Consider the following 25,626-nt stretch of genomic DNA (forward strand, 5'->3'; position numbering starts at 1 on the left):
GGATTGGCCTCAGTCGTGGATTTCCATCAGCAGGTCCTTGGCTTCGATCTTGTCGTTGATGGCGACGTGGATCTTGCCCACCACGCAATCCCGCTCGGCGGTAAGCATGGTCTCCATCTTCATGGCCTCGATGGAGAGCAGGGGGCTGCCCTTCTTCACCGGCTGGCCGGGTTTGACATTGACCGAAGCCACGGCGCCGGGCATGGGGGCGGCCACGTGATCGGGGTTGCCCAGTTCGGCCTTGGGGCGGATCGGATGGCGCATGAGCGCGCCCTGCTTGGGAATGCGCAGGGAGCGGGGCTGGCCGTTGAGCTCGAAGAAAACCTTGACCATGCCTTCCTCGTCCACCTCGGCCTGGCCGACGAGACGGATCACCAGGGTCTTGCCCGGCTCCATCTCCACGGCGATCTCGTGGCGTTCCGCCAGGCCATAGAAGAAGACCGGGGTGGGCAGCTGGGAGACATCGCCATGGTGGCGGTGGTGCTCGGCGTAATCCACGAAGACCTTGGGATACATCAGGTAGGAAGCCAGTTCCGTGTCGCTCATGTGGCGGCCGATGGCCTTCTCGCCCTGGGCGCGCAGCGCCGGCAGGTCCGCCGGGGGGATGATGGCGCCGGCCCGGCCCGCCATGGGAGCCTTGCCCTTCAGCACCTTGTCCTGCATGGCCTTGGGGAAGCCGTCGGCGGGGAAGCCCATTTCACCGCGGAACAGGGATACCACCGATTCCGGGAAGGCCACTTCCCGCGCCGGATCGGCCACCTGTTCCGGGGTGAGCTCGTTGGCCACCATGAAGATGGCCATGTCGCCCACGACCTTGGAAGTGGGGGTGACCTTGACGATGTCGCCGAAGAGCTGATTCACATCGGCGTAGGCCTGGGCCACTTCGGACCAGCGTTGCTCCAGGCCCATGGCCCGGGCCTGCTCCCGCAGGTTGGTGTATTGGCCTCCGGGCATTTCATGGCGATAGACATCCGAGGTGCCGGAGCGGATGTCGGCCTCGAAGGGGGCATAGGACCGGCGCACGTCCTCCCAGTAGCGGGCAAAGGGCTGGAGTCGGGCCAGGGAAATCTCCGGGTCCCGCTCCCCGCCCTGAAGGGCGGCGACGATGGCGCCCAGGCTGGGCTGGGAGGTGAGTCCGCTCATGGAATCCATGGCCCCATCCACCGCATCCACCCCGGCGTCGATGGCGGCCAGCACGCTGGCCACGGCACCGCCGCTGGTGTCGTGGGTGTGGAAATGGATGGGCAGGCCCACTTCCTCCTTGAGGGCCTTCACCAGGGCGGCGGCGGCCCGGGGCCGGCAGACCCCGGCCATGTCCTTGATGCCCAGGATATGGGCGCCGGCCTTCTCCAGTTGCCGGGCCATGTCCACGTAGTACTTGAGGCTGTACTTGGGGCGGCTGGCATCGAAGATGTCCCCCGTGTAGCAGATGGCCGCTTCGCACAGGGCGCCGGTCTCGATCACGGCATCCATGGCGACCCGCATGTTGTCCACCGCGTTGAGGGAGTCGAACACCCGGAACACGTCGATGCCCTCCCGGGCCGCCTGCTGCACGAAATGGCGTACCACGTTGTCGGCATAGTTGGTGTAGCCCACGGCGTTGGAAGCCCGCAACAGCATCTGGAACAGGATGTTGGGCACCGCCTGGCGCAGGCGGGCCAGGCGTTCCCAGGGGTCTTCCTTGAGGAAGCGCATGGCCACGTCGAAGGTGGCGCCGCCCCAGCACTCCAGGGAGAACAGCTCGGGCAGGGCCCGGGCGTAGTGGGGGGCGATGGCCGCCATGTCGGCGGTACGCATGCGGGTGGCGAAGAGGGACTGGTGGGCATCCCGCATCGTGGTGTCGGTAAGCAGCACCTGGGGTTGGGCCCGCATCCATTCGGAAAAGCCCTGGGCGCCCAGGGCCTGCAGGCGGTCCCGGGTGCCGGGCAGGATGCCGGGAGTGGCTTCCGTGGCGGGCAGCAGGGGGGCGGGGAGGGGCAGATGGGGCAGGGTGCGGCCCTTCACCTCCTCGTTGCCATTGACCACCACTTCGCCGATGAAGCGCAGCAGGCGCGTGGCCCGGTCCCGGCGCTTGGGGAAGTGGAACAGTTCCGGCGTCTGGTCGATGAATCGGGTGGAACAATCACCGGCGATGAACAGCGGATGGTTGATGACGTTCTCGAGGAAGTGCAGGTTGGTGGCCGGTCCCCGCACACGGAATTCCCGCAGGGCCCGGTCCATGCGATGGATGGCCTCCCGGGCGCTGGGCGCCCAGGCGGTGACCTTTACCAACAGGGAGTCGTAGTAGGGGGTGATCACCGCACCGGTATAGGCAGTGCCGGCATCCAGGCGGATGCCGAAGCCCGCGGGGCTGCGGTAGGCCGAGATGCGGCCGTAGTCCGGGGTGAAGTTGTGCTCCGGGTCCTCGGTGGTGATGCGGCATTGCAGGGCGTGGCCGGACAGGCGGATGTCCTCCTGGGCGGGCAGGTCCGAATCGGGCGCGCCGATGCGGCCTCCCTCGCAGATGCGGATCTGGGCCTTGACGATATCCACGCCGGTGACCTGCTCGGTGACCGTGTGTTCCACCTGGATGCGGGGGTTTACCTCGATGAAATAGAACTTTCCGGTATCGCCGTCCATCAGGAACTCGACGGTGCCGGCATGGGTGTAGTCCACCGCCCGGGCCAGGCTCAGGGCGGCATTGCACAGGACTTCCCGCTGACTGGCATCCAGGTAGGGGGCCGGGGCCTGTTCCACCACCTTCTGGTTGCGTCGCTGCACCGAGCAGTCCCGCTCGAAGAGATGGATGGCGGTGCCATGGCGGTCGCCGATGACCTGGACCTCCACGTGACGGGCGTTGATTACCAGTTTCTCCAGGTACACCTCGTCGTTGCCGAAAGCCGCCATGGCCTCCCGGCGGGCGACATCGAGCTGGGTGCGCAGATCCTCTTCCGACTCGATGACCCGCATGCCCCGGCCGCCGCCGCCCCAACTGGCCTTGAGCATCAGGGGATAGCCGATACCGCCGGCAAGCCGGGCGGCCTCGTCGAACTCCCGGGGCAGGGGGCCGGTGGCGGGCATTACAGGCACGCCGGCGGCGACGGCGGCATTGCGTGCTGACACCTTGTTGCCCAGGGTGCGCATTACCTCCGGCGTCGGGCCGACGAAGGCCAAGCCATTGGCGGCGCAGGCCTCGGCGAAGTCCGGGTTCTCCGAGAGCAGGCCGTAGCCGGGGTGGACCGCGTCGGCCTTGGCTTCCTTGGCGATGCGGATGATGTCATCGATGTCCAGGTAGGCCTGGATGGGCTTCCTGCCCGCCCCCACCAGGTAGCTCTCGTCGGCCTTGAAGCGGTGCAGGGCGAAACGGTCCTCGTTGGAATAGATGCCGACGGTGCGTATGCCCAGCTCCGTGGCGGCCCGCATCACGCGGATGGCGATTTCGCTGCGGTTGGCGATGAGGAGTTTGCGGATTCTTTTCATGATCTTCCCAGTGGACCTTGGTGGCGAGGAGGGATCCCCGTTGTAGGCGGTGGGCCTCGGCATCGGGAGGCTCCGGGCATTTGGCGTGGGAAAGATACGTTCTGCGGGCGGTGGGGTCTTGCATGGTGAACCGGAGCGATTTGTCTCAGAGTGCAAGATTTCACCCCCGATCGGCTCGGATTCAGGCGTCCGATTGGTTTTGCACTGTTGGTCAATGCTCCCCGCCCGGCCGGGCAAGACTCCCCTCGGATGCCCCCCGTACGATGCACTCCAGTTCGATACCGGGCTGGTCCTTGCACCCGATCGAGTTACTGCGTGCCAACCCTTTTTGTGGGAGTCGTTACATGACCAAGACCATACAGCCCAAGATGGGCGTGATTTTCAAGTCCTATGAGCCCCTGTCGGCCATCCGCGCCTATGCGGAACAGACCGAGGCCAGCGGCATGACCGGCGGTTTCTGGATCGCGGAAGCCTATCACTGGTTCCGCCAGTACGGACTGGAGGCCCGGGGCTGCTTCACCACCCTGGCCGTCGTCGCCCAGGCCACCAAGAACATCCCGGTGGGCCTCGGCATCACCTCCCCCTACATGCGACACCCGACCATTCAGGCTTCCGAGGCCGCCGGCATCGACGAACTGTCCAATGGCCGTTTCATGATGGGCATCGGCGTGGGCAAGGTGGGTATCGAGTATCTGGAATACGACATCGAGAAGATGCGTCCCGTGGCCGTGCATCACGAGTCCATGGAAATCATGCGCCATGTCTTCAGCGGCCAGAAGTATTCCTACGAGGGCAAGCACTACAAGTCCTCCATGCCCGCCTTCGACCGTGCCGGCCGTGGCCTGCGCACCGACATCCCGATCTACGTGGGCGCCACCGGCCCCGCCATGCAGAAGCTCTCCGGCAAGGAAAGCGACGGCATGCTGCTGGCCGGCCTGACCTCCCCGGCCTTCGTCAAGTACGCCATCGACAACATGAAGGCCGGCGCCGCCGCCGTGGGCCGTGCCCTGCCTGACAGCTTCCCCGTGGGCGGCGTGATCCTCTGCGCCTGCTCCCGTGATGGCGACAAGGCCCGCAACGCCACCCGCAGCTACACCGGCACCTACATCGTCAACAAGATCCGCAACATCAAGAACGACGTGATCCTGGCCGGCTCCGGTCTGCCCGACAGCAGCTGGGACCCCTTCCGCAAGGCCATCGCCGAGGGCACCCAGGACAACGTCACCCATCTGGTGACCGACGAGATGATGCGCCGCTTCACCGTGATCTCCGGCACGCCGGAAGAGTGCCTGGAAATCACCCAGGAGCTGGTGGATGCCGGTCTCAACCTGCCCCTCTTGGAAGTGGTCGGCAAGACCGTCGAGGACAACCTGGAAACCATCCGGCTGATGGGCGCGGAAGTGCTGCCCAGGTTGAAGCCCGGTCCCGTGGCTTCGGCCTGATTAGCGTAGCGGGTGCCGCGGCCGCCGGGTCGCGGCACAGTTGAACAGAACAGAGAGGCGAAAATGAAACTGGCGAGTTTTAAGATCAAGTCGAGCGGCAAGGCCACCATCGGCGTGGTGCTGGCCGATGGCGGCTACCTGGACCTTCATGGGGCGACCAACGGCGAGCTGCCGGCCCGGATGATCGACTTCCTGGAACTGGGCGAGAGCGCCATGGCCCGTGCCCGTGCCGTGGCGGCCCAGGCAGCCCTGGGGCGCTCCAATGTGATCCCGGCCAACGATGTCGAGTTGCAGGCTCCGGTTCCCCGGCCCGGCAAGATCATGCACACCTCCTGCAACTTCCCGGCTCACCTCTCCGAGCTGACCACCTGGAAGGAGCCCGAGTGGCAGTCCCACAACTGGGGCGAGTTTCATTTCGAGCATCCCACCGGCTTCCTGGAGGCGCCCTCCAGCGTGGTGCCCACCGGAGCCTCGGTCCAGGTGCCCCATTTCACCAAGCAGCTCGACTATGAGATCGAGGTGGGCATCATCATCGGCAAGAAGGCCTTCCGTGTTTCCCCCGAGGAGGCCCTGAACTATGTGGCCGGCCTGACCATCTTCAACGATCTGTCGGCCCGTGACATCCAGGCCCGGGAGCATTCCAACAAGGTGATCCTGCTGGGCAAGAGCTTCGACGGCTCCTGCCCCCTGGGACCCCATCTGGTGACCCTGGACGAGGTGGGCGATGTGAACAACCTGGCCATGGTGCTGACCCTGAACGGCGAGGAACGCCAGTCTTCCAACACCGGCAACGTGATCTACAAGATCGCCGACATGGTGTCCTGGTGGTCCAACATCACCCTGGAGCCCGGCGACGTGATCACCTCCGGCAGTCCTCCCGGCGTCATCGCCGGCCGCAAGGACGCCAGCTATCTGAAGGGCGGCGACCGCATCGACTGCAATGTCGAGAAGCTCGGCACCCTGACCACCTTCATTGTCGAATAACCCTGGCGAGGCAAGCATGGCAAACAATGTGAACAAGGATCTCGTCAGGAAGGCCACGGACCTGATCGACCGGGACCGCCTGGTCAACCTGACCATCGATCTGACCAACATCCCCAGCCCCACGGGTTTCGAGGGCGATGTGGCGCGGGCCTATCACGAGGTGCTGAAGGGCGCCGGCATGGACGCCACCCTGCAGCCCATCGGCGACGAGCGCTACAACGCCGTGGGCCGCCTGCAGGGCGCCGGCGGTGGCAAGTCGCTGATGTTCAACGGCCACCTGGACACCTCCTTCGGGCCGGAGCAGGCCCACCGGGGCATCGGCTACCAGTGCAAGGGCACCTTGGTGGACAACGAGTGGATCTACGGCATGGGCTCCTTCAACATGAAGTTCGCCCTGGCCAACTACGTCACCGCCGTGGAGGCCATCCGCAAGGCCGGCATCAGGCTGGGCGGCGACGTGGTCATCGCCGGCGTGGCCGGCGAGATCGAGAAGGCCCCGGTCAACGAATATGAAGGCCCCCAGTACCAGGGCTATGGCGTGGGCACCAAGTTCGCCATCACCCACGGCGCCGTCGCCGACTTCTGCATCCTCGGCGAACCCACCAACATGATGCTGATCCCGCGTCACTGCGGCACCACCTGGATCAAGATCACCGTGCCGGGCCACCTGATCCACACCGCCTGGTCGGAAGTGGACCGCAACGCCATCAACAAGGCGCGGGTGGTGCTGGACGCGATTCATGAGTGGATTCCCGGCTACTGCCAGCGCAACCGCGTGGGCGATTTCCAGCCCCGGGTCAATGTCTCCGCCATCGAGGGCGGCTGGCCCTGGCGCGGTGCCCGCACCCCGGACAACTGCGTGATCTATCTGGATGTGCGCACCTTGCCGGACGTGCTGCCGGTGCAGGCCTTCAACGAGGTCCGCGACGTGGTCCGCAGCGTGGTGAAGGCGAACCCCCATCTGGAAGGCACCAAGGCGGAGATTTTCCTGTCCGCGCCGGGCACCTCGATTCCGGACGACCACGAACTGGTCAGCAGCATCATTTCCGCCCATACCCACCAGCTGGGTCAGGCGCCGCAAATGGGCACCGAGACCTGGTACAGCGATGCGGCCCACATGAACCGCTATGGCATTCCCACCGTCAATTACGGCTCGGCGGGGCGGATCCGCACCGGCGGCGGCGGTTTCTCCACGGCTCAGGGCGAGCACACCCATATCGGCGACATGATGGACATCGTGCGGGTGTACATCGAAGTGATGATGGATCTCTGCGGTGTGGTCGAGTAAGACCCAGGGGGCGGGCAGGAGTTGCCCGCCCAATTCGGCATGGGGTGGTTGAAGAGTGGGAAAAGGTTGTTCATGGACATCCTAGTCGAATCGATTTCAAGGTCGGGGCGTCTCGATGCCAGGGCTGCGCTGGAATTGGCGGAATGCCATTCCACCGAGGCCCTGCAGACGATCGCGGCAAAAATGCGGGACCAGGGGCATGGTTCCCTGGTGACCTACTCTCCGAAGGTCTTCATCCCCTTGACCCGGCTGTGCCGGGATGTTTGCCATTACTGCAGCTTCTCCCGGGACCCGGGGCGGGACGATGCTCCTTACCTCGCACCGGAGCAGGTGCTCGACATCGCCCGCGCGGGGGCTCGCGCCGGCTGCCATGAGGCCCTGTTCACCCTGGGCGACAAGCCGGAGCTGCGCTACGGCAAAGCGCGGGATGCCCTGGCGGCCATGGGCTACGAGTCCACTGTGACCTATCTGGCGGCCATGGCGCGCCTGGTGCATGGAGAGACGGGGCTGTTGCCTCATATCAATGCCGGAGTGATGACAGGACGGGATCTGGCCGAGTTGCGTTCGGCCTCAGTGTCCCAGGGCCTGATGCTGGAGACCATCGTGTCACGCTTGGGGGAAGAGGGCGGTCCCCATCATGGTTCTCCGGACAAGATTCCGGCAGTGCGCCTGGCCATGATCGCCGAGGCGGGCCGTCTGAAAATCCCTTTCACATCAGGCATGCTGGTCGGCATCGGCGAGAACCGCCGGGAGCGGATCGAGGCCCTGCTGGCGCTGCGGGACCTGCACGATGCCTACGGCCATCTCCAGGAAGTGATCATCCAGAATTTCCGCCGCAAGCCAGGGACCAAGATGGCAGAGGCCGAAGAGCCTTCCCTGGAAGAGTTGTGCTGGACCATCGCTGTGGCTCGCATCATCCTGGGTCCGGAAGCCAATATTCAGGCTCCCCCCAATCTTTCTCCCCAGTCCCTGAAGGCCTTGATCGATTCCGGTATCAACGATCTGGGCGGGGTATCGCCGGTGACGCCGGATCATGTAAACCCCGAGGCTCCCTGGCCTCATTTGCGGCTCCTGGCGCGGGAGACCGAGGCGGCGGGAAAGATTCTGCTGCCGCGTCTGCCCCTGTATCCGACCTATGTGCAGCAGATGGAGGAGTGGGTGGATGGGGGATTGCAGCAGTCGGTACGCGAACGGGTGGATGCCGGAGGTTTCCCCCGCGTGGATGGATGGTCTCCCGGCGAGGGCACCAAACCGCCGGAACTGCCCGCGTTTCCGAAGTCCAGGCACCTGAATTACTCCCTGGGCAGCCAGGCCTATCGCTATGCCGAAAAGGCGGCCCGGGGTGTGCGGCTGTCGGAAAAGGAACTGACCAGGATGTTCAACGTGCGGGGCGGAGATTTCCGGATCCTCTGCGCGGCGGCGGACGAACTGCGCCTGGACGTGAAGGGCGATGCAGTCACCTATATCCCGAACTGCAACATCAACTACACCAATATCTGTTCCTACCAGTGCCAGTTTTGCGCCTTCTCCAAGGGCAAGACCAGCGAGGAACTGCGCGGCAAGGCCTACAACCTGCCCCTGGCCGAAATCCAGCAGAAGGCCTCAGAGGCCTGGGACCGTGGGGCCGTCGAGGTCTGCCTGCAAGGGGGGATCCATCCTTCCTACACGGGCCAGACCTACATCGATATCTGCAAGGCGATCAAGGCGCTTCTGCCGGATCTGCACATCCATGCCTTCTCCCCCCTGGAGATATGGCAGGGCGCCCAGACCCTGGGTGTGCCTCTGGAGGACTACCTGGCCGAGTTGAAGGCGGCGGGATTGGGCTCCCTGCCGGGCACCGCGGCGGAGATCCTCGACGAGGAGGTGCGCCGGGTGCTCTGCCCGGACAAGCTTACGGTGGACCAGTGGACCGAGGTGATGCGGGTCGCTCACCGCCTCGGCTTGAAGAGCACCGCCACCATCATGTACGGCCACATGGAGCAACCCTTCCATTGGGCCCGCCATCTGCTCCATCTGCGGGACCTGCAGGAGGAGACGGGCGGGTTCACCGAGTTCGTACCGCTGCCCTTCGTGCATATGGAGGCGCCCCTCTATCGGCGCGGCCGGGCCCGGCGCGGGCCCACCTTCCGCGAGGCGGTGCTGCTGCATGCCGTTGCTCGCCTGGCCCTGCATCCCCTGATCGGCAATATCCAGACCTCCTGGGTGAAGATGGGAAGGGAAGGGGTTGTTGCCTGCCTGCAGGCAGGCGCCAACGATCTGGGGGGCACTCTGATGAACGAGAGCATCAGCCGCGCCGCCGGTGGCGGCCACGGCCAGGAGATGGAACCCGGCGAGCTGGAGGCCCTTATCCGTTCCATCGGGCGCGAACCGATACAACGCAACACGCTCTACGGATCCCCGCGGCAACGCCCATGGTTCTCCCGTTCATCGCGGAATGTGCGGCTGATGGTAGACCACGGTTGATAGCCTCCGACTTTTGCGATGAAGGCTTCTGCATTGCCATACCAAAATAATGAGAGGAAACAAAAATGAGCGGTCAAGCCCTGTTTGATGCCCTGTCCAAGGCCGACGTCTACGATCTTGGCCAGGCCTACTGGCCCGCGATGCCGGTGCATCCCTTCGATCCGCCCTTTCAGTTCTTTCTTTACCGCTACCACGAGTACGTCCGCAAGTCCTTCGACGAGATGGGTATCGAGCCGGGCTTCTCGGACGCCATCAGTCTGGTGGTGACCTCGATGCACTCGGGCACCCATTTCGATGCGCCGATCCATATGTCCCAGGACAACAAGGTGATGGGCATCGACGTGACGCCCTATCAGCGGGATACCGGTTTCACCAACCTGCCGGAGCCCCTGCACAGCATGGAGAAGGTTCCTCCCCTGCTGCTGCGGGCGGTCCTGCTGGACATTCCTGCCTACAAGGGCGTGGACCTGCTGCCGGAACGCTACGCCATCACCTCGGAGGATCTGGCGGGGGCGGCTGAAAAGCAGGGAGTAACGATCAACGAGGGCGACTGCATCCTGGTGCGCACCGGCTACGGGCGCTTTTTCGAAACCGACCGGGATACCTATCTGAACAAGTGGGCGGGCCTCAACGACGATGCAGCCCACTGGGTCGCGGCGAAGAAGCCCCGGCTGGTGGGCATTGACAACCTCTCCCTGGGGGTGCCGGCACCCTTTGCCAGCCATCGCATCATCCTGGTGGAGGCAGGCATCTATGTGATGAAGAGCCTGACCCTGGAAAAACTTGCGGCCGACCGGCGTTCTGTCAGCACGGTGGTCGTGCTGCCCTTGAAGATCAAGGGGGGCGAAGCCTCCCTGATCCGGCCCATCGCAATTGCTTGAACCGAGGTGACATCATGAAAGGCAGTGCATCCATTTCCCCCGATCTGATCTGGACCGGCGACATCAACCAGCGGCCCGCCGTTCAGGACGGTTTCGACCGCAGCCGCACCGTGCGCTTCTACGACACGACCCTGCGGGACGGTGAGCAGGCCGTCGGCGTGGTGTTTTCCGCCGACGCCAAGTACGAAATCGCCCGCGCCCTGGATGAACTGGGGGTGGGGCGGATCGAGTCCGGTTTCCCCCGTGTTTCAGAGGAGGACACCCTGGCGGTGCGCCGCATTCTCGATGCGGGGCTAAAGTCCGAGATATGGGGCTTCGCCCGGGCCGTAAAGGCCGACATCGACGCCCACATCGAGCTGGGCACCACCTCGGTGCTGATCGAGATCGCCACCAGCGAACAGAAAATGCAGGCCTACGGCTTCACCCGGGAAAGCGTGATCGCCCGGATGAGCGATGCGATACGGCATGCACGGACCCACGGCATGCGGGTCAATTTCTTTCCGGTGGATGCCACCCGCTCCGACCTGGGTTTCCTGGAGCAGGTCTACAAGGCGGCTATCGCCGCCGGGGCATCGGAGGTGTCGGTGGTGGATACCATCGGCGCCTGCGCGCCGGAGGCTGTTGAATTCCTGATTGGTAAGGTGGCCTCCTGGGTGGGGCCGGAGGTGCCTATCCACTGGCATGGCCACAACGACTTCGGTCTGGCTACGGCCGCCGCCATTGCCGCGGTGCGGGGTGGGGCCACCTGGATCCAGGGCACCATCAACGGCATGGGCGAGCGTGCCGGCAATGCCGACATCTGCGAAGTGGCCCTGGCGTTGCAATGCCTTTACAACGTGCCGGTGGAAATGGATCTGTCCAAGGCCCGCAAGGTCTCGGAACTGGTGCGTCGTGCCGGGGATTATCAGGTGGATCGCTGGAAGCCCGTGGTGGGCGAATCTCTCTTCGTGCGGGAAAGCGGCGCCGTGGCGGCCCAGTTCCACATGCCTGACGCGATCGAACCCTACTCATCATCCATCGTTGCCGCCCACCGCGGCATCGTGCTGGGCAAGAAGAGCGGCCTGGCCAATATTGAACTCAAAGTGAAGGAGTTGGGTCTGGCGGTGCCCGAGGACAAATTTTCGGTGCTGCTGGCCCAGGTCAAGGAGCAGTCGACGCGGACCCACCGACTGGTCAGCGACGTCGAATTCGTGGCCATGGCCAGCGCCTGTTGACGTGGATACCACAGCAGTGTGGCCATCGGTTGACTGAGCGCCTGCTATTCTGGTATCAACGTCATGAACTCATGAAAAAGCAACAAGAGCCAATCGATTTGGCCAGCTACAGAGACAGCAATCTCGGGAGTTCCCGTCCGGGTTTCGGGCGGGCTCCCACTGGAGGAGGCTTGATTATGGGTATGCCACTTGCGGTCGAGGCACTGCCATTGGATAACGTAGCAAATTCAGTCGTGCGCGTTCTGGCCCAGCGGCACGCTGAACCCTTTGGTCACTACGCAGTCAGTCGCTTCAAGCTGGCTACCCTGACCATCCACTGCATCGAGAGCGATCCGGTTACGGTGTGCCGTCGGGACGAGGACATCCTCGCCGACCGCGTTTTCGACCTGCTGCTGCATGTGCAGTTGGAGGGGACTGCGGTGATCAGCCAGGGCGAGCGGGAATTCACCCTGGGCCAGGATGCCTTCGCGATCGTTCCCGGCGGGATTCCCTACAGCGTGAATTACCCCGAGAAGGGCAGCAAGATCATCCTGCGGATTCCCCATCGGATTTTTCACGAGCGCGTGCTCGGGCGGGAAGTCCGTGATTTTGGCGCCGCAGTGTTTGATGGCGGTGGCCTGGTGCCCGTGGTCATCAATCTGTTGAAGTCCCTCACCCTGGAGGCGGAGGGGGATCTGACCGACATCGAGCAATACACCCTGTCCGAAAGCTTTCTGGCCCTGGTCGGTGCGGTGGTTCGCTCCCGGGCCAAATCGAACTCCAAGGACAACGAAAAGAACCAGTCGGCCCGTCTGTGCCGAATCCTGTCCTATCTCGAGGAGCACTTCACCGACCACGAATTGACCCCGACCAAAATTGCCGAGGCCAATTTCATTTCCGTGCGCCACCTGCATGGGCTGTTCCAGCAAAGCGGCATGACCGTCAGCAAGTGGATCTGGGATCGCCGCCTGAAGGCCGGTCGGGAGGATCTGCTGGACCAGGCCATGGCTTCCCTGACCATCTGCGAAATCGCCTACCGTCGGGGGTTCAACGATTCCGCCCATTTCAGCCGGGCGTTCAAGGATCGCTTCGGCATTTCGCCCGGCCACCTGAGAACCAAAGCCCGCAATGGGGACCTGACGGACATCGTCGCCAACTGACTTCTGGTCTCGCTTCAGGCCGGGTCTCCTCGGGGAGTCCCGGCCTTTGTACTTTCGGCCTCAGATGTCCTTGGTCGGGGTTCCCGTGACGTGAATGCCGGCGCCGGCGATGCCGTAGCGCTTGTTCAGGAAAATCAGCACGGAGGTAAGGGCTTCCGCCACGGCCGAGTTCTCTATCGGTCCCGCATGCCAGGCCTTGAAGCCGATTTCGGAAGCCAGGCGGACGACGGTGTCCCGGGCCTCCACATCGTTTCCGGTTACCAGCACGTCGCAATCCCCCAGGTGGGCTTCCTCGTTCTGAAGATGGGCGGCCGCCACGTTCTGGAAGGCGGACACGACTCGCACATTCTCTCCCAGGAAATCCTGGGTCTGCTTCGCCACGCAGCCGCTGGCGGGCAGTTGCACGCGAGTCACCTTGGGCGGCATCAGGGGAACCGTGGAGTCCACGAATATCTTTTCCTGGACGCCCTCCCGGATCGAAGCCAGGGTCCCTTCATGGTTGGCGAAGGGAACGGTCATGAACACGATGTCGCCTGCCTGTGCCGCGTCGGCGTTGCTCATGCCCTGGACGGACAGGATTCCCCCCTTGCTCATTTCTGCCGCCGCAGCTTCCGCCTTGTCGGCGGCGCGGGAGCCGATGATCACTGGATAGCCGGCCATGGCGAAGCGCCACGCCAGTCCGGAGCCCAGGTCTCCCGTGCCGCCGATGAAAGTCAGTGAAGGTTTGCGCGCTGTCATTTGAGTCTCCTAGTGGTTTCCGTCAAGTGGAGTGACCGTTCGCCTGTGGCGGGATCACCGGAATCGGGAGACTAGCAACGGGGAAAGGCGAGCTCTTGCCTCTAAGAGCGCGGGTATTGACTCCGAACGAAGCGGGGCTGTCGTGCAGCGGATCCTCGTGGAACCGCAGCCAGCGCGGGATGGCGACGATGGTGTGGCCGGGATGAAATTCCTTGCAGCGATGCATCGCCGGTCAATCGTTTCAGCGTGGGCGAGCAAGAATCCAAACCCCTGGAGCGACACAATCATCCCGAACGTATATGGGATAGCCAGGAAATGCAGGATCGGGTTTCGGACTGCCCCCTATCGCTGCAATAAGACAGCCATGCCCGATGCGGCGATCCAGCGCCGACGATCGGGGAAGCGGACGTAAATCATGATGGAGGAAGTGGCGCTATGTCACAAAGAGGCAGTTCAGGCGTGTCGATGGCACGACTGATCAAGTTCGGATTATCGGCAATGCCCTGGCTGATAATCGCCGGCCTGCTCTGGGCGGGCATATTCATCAAACCGAAGGCAGTGGGGTCTACTGTGGAGCCTCCCGTCATAGAGCGCAGCGACGCCTTCTTCGGTTTTGCTGCACCGGAATCCAGCCAGTTGTGGGCTGCTGGCAATCACGGAAAGATCATACACAGCAAGGATGGCGGCACCAGCTGGAAATCCCAGGGACCGAGCACGGCCCACCATCTCCAGGATGTCGCCGCCTGGGATACTCACCGGCTGCTGGCCGTTGGCAATGGCGGCATGGTGTTGCTGACCGCGGACGGTGGCGTGAAATGGGAGCAGAAAAGGATCGATTTCCTACCGGCTTCCCTGGATAAATTGCTGCGAGTGAAGGCACTGGCCGATGGTCGTGCCTGGGCCGTTGGTGAAATGGGCGCTCTGCTGTATTCCGGCGATTACGGCAAAACCTGGGAGCGGCGGCGCCCCGCCCAGGATACGGCGTTCAACGATATCGCCATGATGGATGAAAAATCCGGCTGGGTTGTGGGCGAAGCGGGGGCCATTCTGCGAACCACCGACGGCGGTATTCATTGGGACATGACCCCATCGGGAGTCAAAAGCAGCCTGATGGCCCTGGCATTCCGGGATGCCCAGAACGCTGTGGCGGTGGGCCTGGAGGGCGTCATCCTGGTCACCCGGGATGGAGGCAAGACCTGGAGACGGGCGGTTGCTACGCGCAAGGATGGCGCTCCATTGAAGCTTCACTTCTATGACGTGATCTGGGACGGTTCCCGGAAGCAGTGGCTCGTGGTGGGCGATCAGGGCGTTTATGCGAAAGCTGATGCCGAGGCGGCCACTTGGACTGGTGGTGGGCTGGATGCCATGGAACTGGCCTGGCATACCCGCATCGCATCATCCGGGGACCGCTTTTATCTGGCTGGCGCAACCCTTGGCGAGTGGTCCGGGGAAGACGGTTCCTGGCGCAGGCTGGGCGCTGGCAAATAAATCACGGAATGGCAGGGTACTGTAATGATTGAAACAGGCTGGATAGCAAGGTTTTCCACATTCTGCATTCGACGCCGGGCAGCGGTCGTCATCGTACTGGGACTGGCAACCGCCATTCTCACGTACTTCGCGGCCCTGGTGGAGGTGAAGACGGTCTTCGCGGACATGCTGCCGTCTTCCCATCCCTACGTGAAGGTGCACGAGAAATTTGCCGATACCTTCGGCGGCTCCAACATGGTCACCATCATGGTGGAGGCGGACAAGGGCGATATCTTCGATCCCGCAATCCTGGAAAAGGTGCAGACCCTGACCCTGGAATTGCGCAAGGTTTCGGCGGTCAATCCGTTCCAGATCATTTCCCTGGCCTCCAAGAAGGCCAAGGAGGTCAGGGCGTCCACGGACAACATCGAGACCCGCCCCCTGATGTGGCCCGACGTGCCGAAGACAGAGGCCGAGCTCCAGGAGTTGAAGGCGGCGGTGGTCCGCAATCCTCTGGTTTATGGCAGCTATGTTTCCACCGATCTCAAGGCGGCTCTGATTACCGTGGATTTCATTGACCGGCTGGTGGACTACGGCGTGGTCTTCAAGGAAATCAACGAAATGGTTGCCAAGGTCAAGGATGACCGGGTGCACATTCACGTGGTTGGAGATCCGATCCTGTACGGCTGGGTGAATCACCACCTGCCAGAGACCTTCCATCTGGTGCTGGCAACGGCTGCCCTGATTGCCGCTCTGCTGTTCTTCTTTACCCGGACCTGGCGCAACACCGTGCTGCCGATGCTGGCGGGACTGATCAGCGCCATCTGGGCCCTGGGCGTCATCAAGCTGGCGGGCATCCATTTCGAACCCCTGGTCATCGTGGTGGCGGTGCTGATCAGTGCCCGGGCCGTCTCCCATTCGGTACAGATCGTCAATCGCTTCGACGAGGAGGTGGATGCCATCGAATCCGGCCATGAGAAATGCGAGGATGCCGCCCGCCTGGCCCTGCTCGACATGTTCCGGCCTGGCATGCTGGGCATCATTGCCGATGCCGGGTGCATGGCTGTGGTGGCCCTCAGCCCCATTCCCCTGTTGCAGAAACTCACCCTGCTGTCGGTAGTCTGGGTATTCACGCTGTCCGTCAGCGCGGTGATCCTGACGCCGGTCCTGCTGTCCTGGGGGCGTCATCCGAAGGGTTTCGCCCATCCGGTTAACTCGGCCCCGGTATTGCACAAGTTCCTCGGCTTCTGCGCCTGGGTGGCCACTTCCCGGGCTCGCTATGTGGTGCTTTCCATGGCGGCGCTGGTATTCGGTATTTCTGCCTTCTACGCCTTCAATCTGAAGATAGGAGACGCCAATCCCGGATCTCCGATCCTTTGGTCGGATGCGCCCTACAACAAGGACTCAGCGGCCATCAACCAACGCTTCAAGGGCGTGGACCGCATGTTCGTGGTGGTGGGCGATGAAAGCGCCGGCTTCGTCAAGAGGACCGAGGTGCTGGAAAACATCAGCAAGTTCCAGCGCTTCATGACCGCCCAGCCGGAGATCGGCGGCTCCCTCTCCATTGCCGACGTGGTGCCCACGGTGAATCGCATCATGCATGAGGGCAACCCGCGCTATTACGAGCTGGGTGGCAACGAGACCGTCAATGGCTCCCTGATGTACCTGTTCGAGTCGGTTTCCGAACCGGGGGATCTGGATCGACTGGTGGATACCAGCTACCAGAACGCCTCGGTCACCCTGCTGTTCCGGGATCGCCAGGGGGAGACCATTCGTACTGCGGTCGCCCGGGTGAAGGAATTCATCGAGCGCAACCCCCTCAGCCAGGGGGCCTACTACCTGGCCGGCGGCGCGGTGGGCGTGATGGCGGCGGTCAATGAAATCATTCTTTCCGGACAGATCGAGGCCATCGCCCTGGCGCTCTTTGTCCTGGTGATCATCTGCAGCATCGTCTATCGATCGACGATTGCCGGCATGGTCTTCATGGTGCCGGTGATTCTGTCCAACACGATCACCTTCTCGATGATGGCCTACATGGACATCGGCATGAACATCAACACCGTTCCGGTGGCGGCCCTGGGGATCGGGCTGGGCGTCGACTACGCCTTCTATATTGCCGATCGCATCAAGGAAGAGCTGGCCCTGGGCAAGGATGCCGTGACGGCCACCACCATCGCGCTCCACAGCACCGGCTTCGGCGTGGTGATCACGGCCCTGGTGTTGATCCTGGCGGTGATGCTCTGGTGGGTGTCCTCCCTGCGCTTCCAGGCTGAAATGGCGCTGTTGATGGGTATCTGGCTGGCGGTGTCGGCCAGTTCCGCCCTGTTGCTGATGCCTTCGATGTTGTTTGTTTTTCGGCCGGCCTTTGTGTTTGGTCAGAAGTAGTACCCAGGTGGTTCAGTAGGAGTCGTAACCGGAAATTGTTCGATTCATTCATGTAACTGGAGGGATTATGAGTAAAAGAAGAAAGTCGATCCGACGTAATGCCGGCAGGATGGCCAGTCTGCTTGCCGCGCTTGCGCCCTTGTGCGTGACCACTGCCCATGCTGAGGACACCAAGGTCTATGGTGATGTCAGCGCGGCGTTTTCCTGGAACACCCAGAACACGCTGAAGGACAATCTGCTTGGTTCGAACGTGGATACCAAGGGCAAGCTGTCCATGGCCCGGTTCACCCTGAAGCTGAACGTGGACTCCACGATCAACGACAGCATCTCCTGGGCGGGCAAGTTCCGTCTGGTCAAGGATGCCTCCACCAGCTACATGCGGCAGCTCGAGAAGCTGGGCGCCGATACGGCGGGGCACAACGACCTTTCCCGCTGGTACAGCGAAGGCGAGATCCGGGAACTGTATGTGGACTACAAGCCGACTTCCGACGTGCTGTTGCGCGTGGGCAAGCAGCAGGTGGTCTGGGGAGAGTCCGACTTCTTCCAGGCCATGGACATGGTTCACGGCTACGACTTCACCTGGCGCAGCTTCCTGGAGCCCGCCAACGAAGACCTGCGCAAGCCTTCCGTCATGGCCAACCTGACGGTGCAGATTCCGGAACTCAACGGCAAGATCCAGGCCCTGGTACGGCCGGGCTCATGGAACCGGGACGACACCATCGGCAACACCTTCGACCTGCGGGGCGGCCGCTGGGCCAACCAGCCCCTGAAGGGTATCGACTTCCTGACCATCACTCCCTACAACTACCGGGTTGAAGGTGCGGATGCCCAGAAGGACACCTGGGGCCTGCGCTGGAGCGGCATCGCCAACGAGATCAATTACTCCCTGTCCTATCTGAAGACCTTCAATCCGGTGCCGGTACTCAGCATGAGTAGCGATGCGGGTCCCCTGTTTGGTGCGCCTGTTGTGGTGCCGACCGGTGCAGTTCCCTTTGATGGCAGAGCGCCTTCGGGTATCGCCGGTGAAGTGCTGTATCCGGAGATATCCCTGTTCGGTCTGACTGCCTCGGGCTATTCGGAATGGGCCGATGCGGTTTTCAGCGGCGAGGCGGCTTTCATCCGCGACTTTGCCTACAACCACGGGCAGACTTCCCTCTGGTCCGCAGTGCTGGGTGGGCCTGGTTACGATGGCGTGAAGCGCAAGAACGTGGTCCGTTCCATGCTGCGCATGGACAAGACCCTGGGCTTCACTCAGTCCCTGCTGGGGACCGAGAAGCCGGCGTTCTTCTCGGTACAACTGTTCGATACCTGGATCCGGGATTTCAAGTCCGATGAGGACCTGGTGCAACTGGTGGGCTTTGGTCAGCGCAGCAAGGAGCACTCATCCCTGATCACCTTCATCTTCGAGGGCAGCTACTCCAATGGCACCGTTGTGCCCAGCATCGTGGCCGGCCGTGATCTCAGCTATGGCGGTGGATTCATCGTTCCCAGTGTGTCCTTCCAGTTCGGCAAGGACTGGCGTCTGAAGCTGGAATACGATCATTTCCTGACCCGGGGTGAACGAACTCCTGCCAACAACAACGTGGAAAGCAACACTGGTCTGTTCGGCTACTTCGCCAACAACAACCAGTTCTACGCCAAAGTCACCTACCAATTCTGAGTCGAGGAGTAACACGCATGATTACCAGACGTAAACTGCTCTCCACCGGCATCGCCCTGGCTCTGGCCGGTGCCTTCCCGATGGCCCATGCCGGTGAAGTGGCCGAGGGCACGGTGCTTTCCGCCGCCAACATCGACAGCCTGAAGAACGAAACCCTCGACGGCAAGCCGATTGGCAGCCTGCTGACCGAGAAGATGGAATGGCGCATCCGCAACAATGGCTGGAAGCTGCCCCTCCACAAGGCCAAGGAAATTCCCCTCGACGCCAAGTGGGTGAAGGCCAGCAAGGCCAACGTGGGCAAGACCAAGATCAATCCGCAGACCCGCGAGATCGAGGGCTGGGAAGCCGGCGAACCCTTCCCCGACGTCCAGTCCAGTGATCCCCAGGTGGCTGAGAAGCTGATCTGGAACTATCACCTCGGCCAGCTGGCGGGGGATGTGGCCACCGCCAAGACCTGGACCCAGCTGCTGATCGACGGCAAGAAGGGCATCCATGCCGAACCCATCGCCGAATTCACCCGCTACAACATGAAGGGGCGGCTGGGTGGCAAGTCGGTGGAAGGGGATGGCAAGGAAAAGGCCCGTCAGCTGCTGTTCTTCAAGGAGCCGGCGGAAATGAAGGGCCTGGGCACCTTCACCATCATGTATGACTCGGCCCAGGTGCCCGATGCCTGGGTGTATGTGCCGGCGGTGCGCCGCGTGCGCCGCCTCTCCGGTGGCGCCTGGATGGACCCGGTAGGCAGCTCCGATCAGTTGCAGGACGACCTGGAAATCTTCAACGCTCGTCCCTCCTGGTACAAGAGCTACAAGCTGCTGGGCAAGCGCTGGGTACTGGCGGTCGCTCACGCCAAGACGCCGGCCTGGAACCCCAAGGGCAAGGCCTTCAACGAGCGCTATCCGGTGCTGGAGCAGGGTGAGCCCCACTGGAACATGAACAATGATCGTTTCGAGCCGAGGGAAGTCTGGGTGATCGAGGCGGTGACGCCGGATGTCCATCCCTACAGCAAGAAGGTGCTGTACATGGATACCAAGTACCCGCGGATCTACTACGGTGAGGCCTTCAACCGCAAGGGCGAGTTCTGGAAGTTCATGGAATTCCATTCGTTCGCGGTCAAGGGCGAGGATGGATTCCAGAGCTATCAGACCTCGGGTGGCGCGATCATCGACTTCCAGCGCAACCACGCCACCGTGTTCCTGACCGATCCCACCCAGTGGTTCGTCAACCAGACCAAGGTGAAGTCCTCCGACGTCTCCCTGGGACAACTGGAGGCCGCCGGCCGCTGAAGCAATACGAAGTACCGCGGTGGCCGTTGCAAGCGGCCGCCGCAGCACCAATGAGTTCTCCTCTTGGCCCGGTTTCCCGTAAAGAAGCCGGGATTTTTTGACGACCGTTGCTCAGATGGTAGGCGCGGTGCCGTCAGATATTTGTTTTCCGCATGAAAGGCTGCCGATTTTCATGCACCATTTCCTCCGATGGCGTGCCGGAGTTACTTCCCCAATGCCGGGGAGGCCGTGCCCCCGGCCTGGAGCAGCAGCCAGGCTCGGAAATTCGCCAAGGCCTGGCGCTCCTCGCCGGATTCCGGCGTTACCAGGTAATAGCCACGGGCGCCCCGTAGCGGGCGGTTGCAGGCAATGCCGAGTTCCCCTCTTGCCAGTTCCGGCTCGATCAGCATTTTCGGTATCAGGGCCACGCCCAGGCCGCAGCTTGCGGCCATGGTGAGCATGGAGAAAAGTTCATAACGGGGTCCGTAGCGTACTGGGCTGGCACTCACTCCCATGGCGTCGAACCATTGCCGCCAGGCATCGGGGCGTGTGCTCTGCTGCAGCAGAGGCAGTCGTAGCAGGTCCCGGGGATGCCAGCGGCTGCGACCGGCCAGTAGCTGCGGGCTGGCCACCGGGACCACTTCCTCCTGCATCAGCAAGGTTGCACGGGTGCCGGGCCAGTTGCACAATTGTTCCGCCGTGCCGGCGTAGAGAGCGGCATCGAAGCCGCTGTCGGCAAACATGAAGGGGCGGGTCTGGGTCTCGATGTGGACTGGGGTGTCCGGGTGCTGTGCCGCAAAGTCCACCAGTCGCGGCAGCAGCCAGCGGGTGGCAAAAGTCGGCACGGCGGCCAGTTGAATGGCGCCGCCGTTTTCCGGCATTGACATTACGTCGATGGTATCCCGCTCAAGGCCGTTGAGCCGCCCGGCGATCTGCCGCCCATAGGCGACGCCGGCGGGAGTCAAGGCGACACCATGGCGAGTGCGTCTGAACAGCGGGACACCGAGGAACTCTTCCAGGGATGCGATCTGGCGGGATACCGCGCCCTGGGTCAGGGCCAGTTCCTGGGCGGCACGGGTGTAGCTCTCGTGGCGGGCAGCCGCCTCGAAGCAGCACAGGGACTGGATGGTGGGAATCTTGCGCCTCATGGCATTGGGCTCCACTCAGGGTCTTTCGGCAGGCAGCATGGTTACGGCAAGTAAGGTTAATATATTCTAAAAGCGCATATCTTGGTTCCGAAAATTCGTTTGCCTGGCGGCGGATGCGGGCCTACGATTCTGTCCATCGGGGTTCCGGGCTCTGCGTCCGGAGCACCCCATCCCCCATTCAGACCAGACTTCAAGGGAGATTCAAATGGCCAAGCCGGAATTCAACTGGAGCGAACCGCTGTCGCTTTCCACCCAACTGACCGAGGAAGAGCGCATGGTGCGCGATACCGCTTTTGCCTACAGCCAGGAGAAACTGGCGCCTCGGGTGGTGGAGGCGTTCCGCCATGAACGGACCGATGCGGCGATTTTCCGGGAAATGGGTGAACTGGGGCTGCTCGGCATCTCCATTCCCGAGGCCTACGGTGGCGCCGGGCTGGGGTACGTGGCCTATGGGCTGGTGGCCCGGGAGGTGGAACGGGTTGACTCCGGCTATCGTTCCATGATGAGCGTCCAGAGTTCCCTGGTGATGGTGCCCATCAATGAGTTCGGCACCGAGGCACAAAAGCAGAAATACCTGCCCCGCCTGGCAACCGGCGAACTGATCGGCTGCTTTGGCCTGACCGAGCCGAATCACGGCTCCGATCCGGGCAGCATGGTGACCCGGGCACGGAAGGTTCCGGGCGGGTATTCCCTGAGCGGTGCCAAGATGTGGATTACCAACAGCCCCATTGCAGATGTGTTCGTGGTCTGGGCCAAGGACGATGGCGGGGCAATTCGTGGTTTCATCCTGGAAAAGGGCTGGAAGGGTCTGTCGGCGCCGGCCATCCACGGCAAGGTGGGCCTGCGAGCCTCCATTACCGGTGAAGTGGTACTGGATGAGGTGTTCTGTCCCGAGGAAAACGCCTTCCCGGATGTTCGTGGTTTGAAGGGGCCATTCACTTGTCTCAACAGCGCCCGCTACGGCATCGCCTGGGGCGCCCTTGGGGCGGCGGAGGATTGTTACCAGCGTGCCCGGCAATACACCCTGGACCGGAAACAATTCGGCCGGCCCCTGGCCGCCAATCAGTTGATCCAGAAGAAGCTGGCGGACATGCTGACGGAGATCACCCTGGGTTTGCAAGGCTGCCTACGTCTTGGTCGCATGAAGGAAGAGGATATGGCCGCCGTGGAACTGACCTCGATCATGAAGCGCAATTCCTGCGGCAAGGCCCTGGATATCGCCCGTACAGCCCGGGACATGCTGGGGGGCAACGGCATCAGCGACGAGTTCGGGGTGGCCCGGCATCTGGTCAATCTCGAGGTCGTCAATACCTACGAAGGTACCCATGACATTCATGCGCTCATCATCGGTCGGGCGATTACCGGGATCGCAGCCTTCTCCTGAATGGGAGCGACCCATGGTCGGTGCCGGGGGGAGGGACTGATGAATCGCCCCTGTTCATGAATGGCAGCCCCGCTCGGCGGCTGCCTGTCCCGACGGGCGCCATCGGAGTGGCCGCGATGTCTGGGTCGCTGTCCATGGATGAAATTCCGCATCCCACCCCCATGCATGACAGCCTCGCCAACGACGAGGACCGTGGTCGGTCTGTAGTGGGGTTTGCCCATGACTGGCCCCATAACACGCAGTTCGGAATCCCTGCCCATCATCACCTGCGGGCGCAACTGGTCTATGCCGCCGAAGGGGTGATCCGGGTCAGCACCTCGCGCTGCACCTGGGTCGTGCCTCCCCAGCAGGCGGTCTGGGTGCCGCCGGCCGTGGAGCATTCGGTCACCGCCGGTGGCGCCTTCGATCTGCGGACGCTCTATCTGCACCCGTCCGCGGTTGCCCATCTGTCGGGGGAATGCTGCGTGATCTCGGTTCCTCCCTTGTTGAGGGAATTGATCCTTTATGCGGTTCGGGTAGGCCGGAATTATGGGCCGGACAGCGCCGAGTCAAGGGTTCTTGCTGTCATCCCCGACCTGCTCGGCACCATCACGCCCGAGCCTCTGCAACTCCCCTTGCCCAGGGACAGGCGTTTGCGGATCATCACCGAGGCCTTGCTGAGCAATCCTTCCGACGAGCATCCCCTGGCCCATTGGGCGGGTCGGGTCGGCGCCAGCGAACGTACCCTGTTGCGGCATTTCAGCAGCGAGACCGGACTCAGTTATCACGAATGGCGCAAGCGGTTGCGGCTGTTCCACGCCATCACGCTGTTGTCCAAGGGAAATTCGGTCACTGCCGTGGCCTACGAGCTGGGTTATGAGGGTCCCAGCGCCTTCGTCGCCATGTTCCGCCGGGAGTTGGGGGCACCCCCCAGGCGCTACCTGGCCCAGCACGGCCACAGGGCTGAAGGGGGCGGTGGCAGCTCCCGTCAGGAGAGCGCCACCGGGATTTCGAAGGTTCAGGCCTGATACATGTCCATGGCCATGAATTGGCGCAGGACCTGATTGGTGCCATCGTAGATCGGGATCACCATGGCGTCGCGCACATACTTCTCGGCCGGGTAGTCCTTCATGTAACCCGATCCGCCCAGAACCTGCAGGGCATCCTGGGTGACCTTGCGGGCCATTTCCGATGCATAGACCTTGACCATGGAGTGATGGACAGTATCGCCGTGGATCTTGTTGTCCACCGCCCAGGCCACCCTTTGCACCAGGAGACGGGTGGTTTCGAGGTGCATTTTCATATCCACCAGCATGTTGCCGATGGTCTGGTACTGGGTGATGGGCCGGCCCCAGATGACCCGCTGCTTGGCGTAATCCACCGCCATGTCGTAGGCGGTTCGGGCCAGACCCAGGGCCAGGGCGCCCGCCCCCAGGCTGTTGACGCCCAGGGTCCCCGCCAGGATGGGGACGCCGTTGCCCTCCTGCCCCAGCATGTCGTCCCTGGAGAGCCTGACGTTGTCGAAGATCAGCTCGCCGTTGCTCATCAGGCGATGGCCCATCTTGTTTTCCAATTTGCCCACGGAGAATCCTGGCGTGTCCGGCCCAAGGAAGAACACGCTGTTGGATTCGAAGTTGGCCTTGCTCTTGTCGCTGCGCATCATGCAGCCGTAGAGTTCCGAGCGGCTGGCATTGGTGATGAAATTCTTGGCGCCATTGAGCACGTAATGATCGCCCTCCCGCCGTGCCGTCGAGCGCGTCCCATACTCGGGGTTGGGTTCGGGACAGAAAATTTCCGTGCCACCGGAGGGTTCGGTGCCGCCGAAGGCCAGCAGGTGATGGGTGCTGCCGCTGGTGTCCACGTAGGGGCGCAGCCAGCGTTCGCACTGTTCCTTGTTGGCATGGTCGGCGATCATTTTGCTGATGGCGCAGCTGACGCCGAAATTCATGGCGAAGCCGATATCGGCGGCTGCCAGCTCCTCGATGACCAGGCAGAAGTCCATCATGCCCAGGCCCATGCCGCCATGCTCCTCCGGGACGAGCATGGCGTGGAAGCCCAGTTCGCAGGCCTTGCGCGATGCCTCGGCGGCAAAGGAATCCCGTGGGTCGGGGCGCCCGTCGTACTCGGCCGCGATGGGACGTACTTCCTTCTCGGCAAAGCGCCGGGCCAGATCCTGGAGCTGGCGCTGCTCCTCGGTGAATGTGAAGTCGATCATCGAACGGGTCCTTTTCAGTCAGCCAGGGGTACGGCAACCACAATGGAGTTGCCCTGATCGACGTTATAGGAGCCGTGTCCCTTGCCCTTGTGATCCTCCATCAGCAGCACCTGACCGGGGTGGAGAATGCGGGTCTCGCCGTCCGTGGCCGTGAAGGCCACGGCGCCGGTCAGCACGATGAAGAACTGGCGGCGGGGGGGAGGATGATGGGCGCGACCATCCCAGCCTGTGGGCGCTGCCATGAACTGCACCGCCTTGGCCGGGCGCAACCCGGCCGACTCCACCCAGACCGGGGGAACGTCGTTGGCGTACTGGAACACCTTGAAGTTCACCGTGACCTTGTCGAAATGGGAGTCGCCGTTCTTGTCGGTGTAGATACGGTCATAGGTCAGCAGGTCGGCGGTTTTTGGGGCCGCATCAGCTGCCGCTGCCGGTTCGCCGGCCTGGCAAAAGGCCGAGGTGACGAGCAGCGCGGAAATGCAGAGCTTCTTGAACTGGGTGGTTTTCATGCTTCCTCC

At 62.8% G+C, this 25,626-nt stretch carries 18 protein-coding genes; 13 read left to right on the forward strand and 5 right to left on the reverse strand.

Features of this window, described 5'->3' with window-relative positions:
- Nucleotides 1-9 precede the first annotated feature (9 nt).
- A complete protein-coding gene (locus DENOEST_RS05940) occupies nt 10-3,459 on the reverse strand; it encodes a pyruvate carboxylase (protein ID WP_145771653.1) in 3,450 nt (1,149 codons plus the stop codon).
- Nucleotides 3,460-3,803: 344 nt separating this feature from the next.
- Between DENOEST_RS05940 and DENOEST_RS05945 the strand changes: the two genes are divergently transcribed.
- The 7 genes from DENOEST_RS05945 (at nt 3,804) to DENOEST_RS05975 (ending at nt 12,870) form a co-directional block, all read left to right on the forward strand.
- Nucleotides 3,804-4,901, forward strand: a complete 1,098-nt coding sequence (locus DENOEST_RS05945; protein ID WP_170228265.1) for an LLM class flavin-dependent oxidoreductase — start codon at nt 3,804-3,806, stop codon at nt 4,899-4,901.
- A 63-nt stretch (nt 4,902-4,964) separates the two neighbouring features.
- Nucleotides 4,965-5,885, forward strand: coding sequence for a fumarylacetoacetate hydrolase family protein (locus DENOEST_RS05950; protein WP_145771651.1), 921 nt, complete (start codon nt 4,965-4,967; stop codon nt 5,883-5,885).
- 16 nt (nt 5,886-5,901) lie between these two features.
- Complete coding sequence (locus DENOEST_RS05955) at nt 5,902-7,173, forward strand: M20/M25/M40 family metallo-hydrolase (protein WP_145771650.1); 1,272 nt, start codon at nt 5,902-5,904, stop codon at nt 7,171-7,173.
- Nucleotides 7,174-7,245: 72 nt separating this feature from the next.
- Nucleotides 7,246-9,636 (forward strand): 5-amino-6-(D-ribitylamino)uracil--L-tyrosine 4-hydroxyphenyl transferase CofH, encoded by a 2,391-nt coding sequence (cofH, locus tag DENOEST_RS05960; RefSeq protein ID WP_145771649.1) that lies wholly within the window; start codon nt 7,246-7,248, stop codon nt 9,634-9,636.
- A 65-nt stretch (nt 9,637-9,701) separates the two neighbouring features.
- Complete coding sequence (locus tag DENOEST_RS05965; RefSeq protein WP_145771648.1) at nt 9,702-10,517, forward strand: cyclase family protein; 816 nt, start codon at nt 9,702-9,704, stop codon at nt 10,515-10,517.
- Between the two features lie 14 nt (nt 10,518-10,531).
- Nucleotides 10,532-11,731, forward strand: a complete 1,200-nt coding sequence (locus tag DENOEST_RS05970) for a LeuA family protein (RefSeq protein WP_145771647.1) — start codon at nt 10,532-10,534, stop codon at nt 11,729-11,731.
- A 233-nt stretch (nt 11,732-11,964) separates the two neighbouring features.
- On the forward strand, nt 11,965-12,870 hold the full coding sequence (locus tag DENOEST_RS05975; protein WP_170228264.1) for a helix-turn-helix domain-containing protein: 906 nt from the start codon (nt 11,965-11,967) through the stop codon (nt 12,868-12,870).
- A 60-nt stretch (nt 12,871-12,930) separates the two neighbouring features.
- Here the strand turns inward: DENOEST_RS05975 and npdG are convergent, their stop codons facing one another.
- Entirely contained in the window at nt 12,931-13,608 is a 678-nt protein-coding gene (gene npdG / locus DENOEST_RS05980; RefSeq protein ID WP_145771645.1) for an NADPH-dependent F420 reductase, read from the reverse strand.
- 498 nt (nt 13,609-14,106) lie between these two features.
- Between npdG and DENOEST_RS05985 the strand changes: the two genes are divergently transcribed.
- From DENOEST_RS05985 to DENOEST_RS06000, 4 genes are all read left to right on the forward strand, one after another.
- Nucleotides 14,107-15,096, forward strand: a complete 990-nt coding sequence (locus tag DENOEST_RS05985) for a WD40/YVTN/BNR-like repeat-containing protein (protein ID WP_197970539.1) — start codon at nt 14,107-14,109, stop codon at nt 15,094-15,096.
- Nucleotides 15,097-15,120: 24 nt separating this feature from the next.
- Nucleotides 15,121-17,460, forward strand: coding sequence for an efflux RND transporter permease subunit (locus tag DENOEST_RS05990; protein ID WP_145771643.1), 2,340 nt, complete (start codon nt 15,121-15,123; stop codon nt 17,458-17,460).
- 67 nt (nt 17,461-17,527) lie between these two features.
- The gene (locus tag DENOEST_RS05995; protein ID WP_145771642.1) at nt 17,528-19,120 is read left to right on the forward strand and encodes a DUF1302 family protein; all 1,593 of its coding nucleotides are present in this window, start codon (nt 17,528-17,530) and stop codon (nt 19,118-19,120) included.
- Between the two features lie 17 nt (nt 19,121-19,137).
- Entirely contained in the window at nt 19,138-20,403 is a 1,266-nt protein-coding gene (locus DENOEST_RS06000; RefSeq protein ID WP_145771641.1) for a DUF1329 domain-containing protein, read from the forward strand.
- Between the two features lie 203 nt (nt 20,404-20,606).
- Here DENOEST_RS06000 and DENOEST_RS06005 read toward each other — a convergent pair whose 3' ends face one another.
- Complete coding sequence (locus tag DENOEST_RS06005; protein WP_145771640.1) at nt 20,607-21,530, reverse strand: LysR substrate-binding domain-containing protein; 924 nt, start codon at nt 21,528-21,530, stop codon at nt 20,607-20,609.
- A gap of 205 nt (nt 21,531-21,735) precedes the next feature.
- On the opposite strand from DENOEST_RS06005, the gene DENOEST_RS06010 reads away from it, so the two are divergent.
- Nucleotides 21,736-22,914 carry an acyl-CoA dehydrogenase gene (locus DENOEST_RS06010; RefSeq protein WP_145771639.1) on the forward strand — a complete coding sequence of 393 codons (1,179 nt, stop codon included), beginning with the start codon at nt 21,736-21,738 and terminating at the stop codon, nt 22,912-22,914.
- A gap of 161 nt (nt 22,915-23,075) precedes the next feature.
- Nucleotides 23,076-23,921, forward strand: coding sequence for an AraC family transcriptional regulator (locus DENOEST_RS06015; RefSeq protein ID WP_145771638.1), 846 nt, complete (start codon nt 23,076-23,078; stop codon nt 23,919-23,921).
- On the opposite strand, the gene DENOEST_RS06020 is transcribed toward DENOEST_RS06015, so the two are convergent.
- Together DENOEST_RS06020 and DENOEST_RS06025 are read right to left on the reverse strand one after the other, a co-directional pair.
- Complete coding sequence (locus tag DENOEST_RS06020) at nt 23,912-25,108, reverse strand: acyl-CoA dehydrogenase family protein (RefSeq protein WP_145771637.1); 1,197 nt, start codon at nt 25,106-25,108, stop codon at nt 23,912-23,914. The two genes, DENOEST_RS06015 and DENOEST_RS06020, sit on opposite strands and share 10 nt — an antisense overlap.
- Before the next feature lie 14 nt (nt 25,109-25,122).
- The gene (locus DENOEST_RS06025) at nt 25,123-25,617 is read right to left on the reverse strand and encodes a cupin domain-containing protein (protein ID WP_145771636.1); all 495 of its coding nucleotides are present in this window, start codon (nt 25,615-25,617) and stop codon (nt 25,123-25,125) included.
- Nucleotides 25,618-25,626: the final 9 nt, after the last annotated feature.

The organism is Denitratisoma oestradiolicum (assembly GCF_902813185.1).
In the GTDB taxonomy this organism is placed as follows: Bacteria; Pseudomonadota; Gammaproteobacteria; order Burkholderiales; family Rhodocyclaceae; genus Denitratisoma; species Denitratisoma oestradiolicum.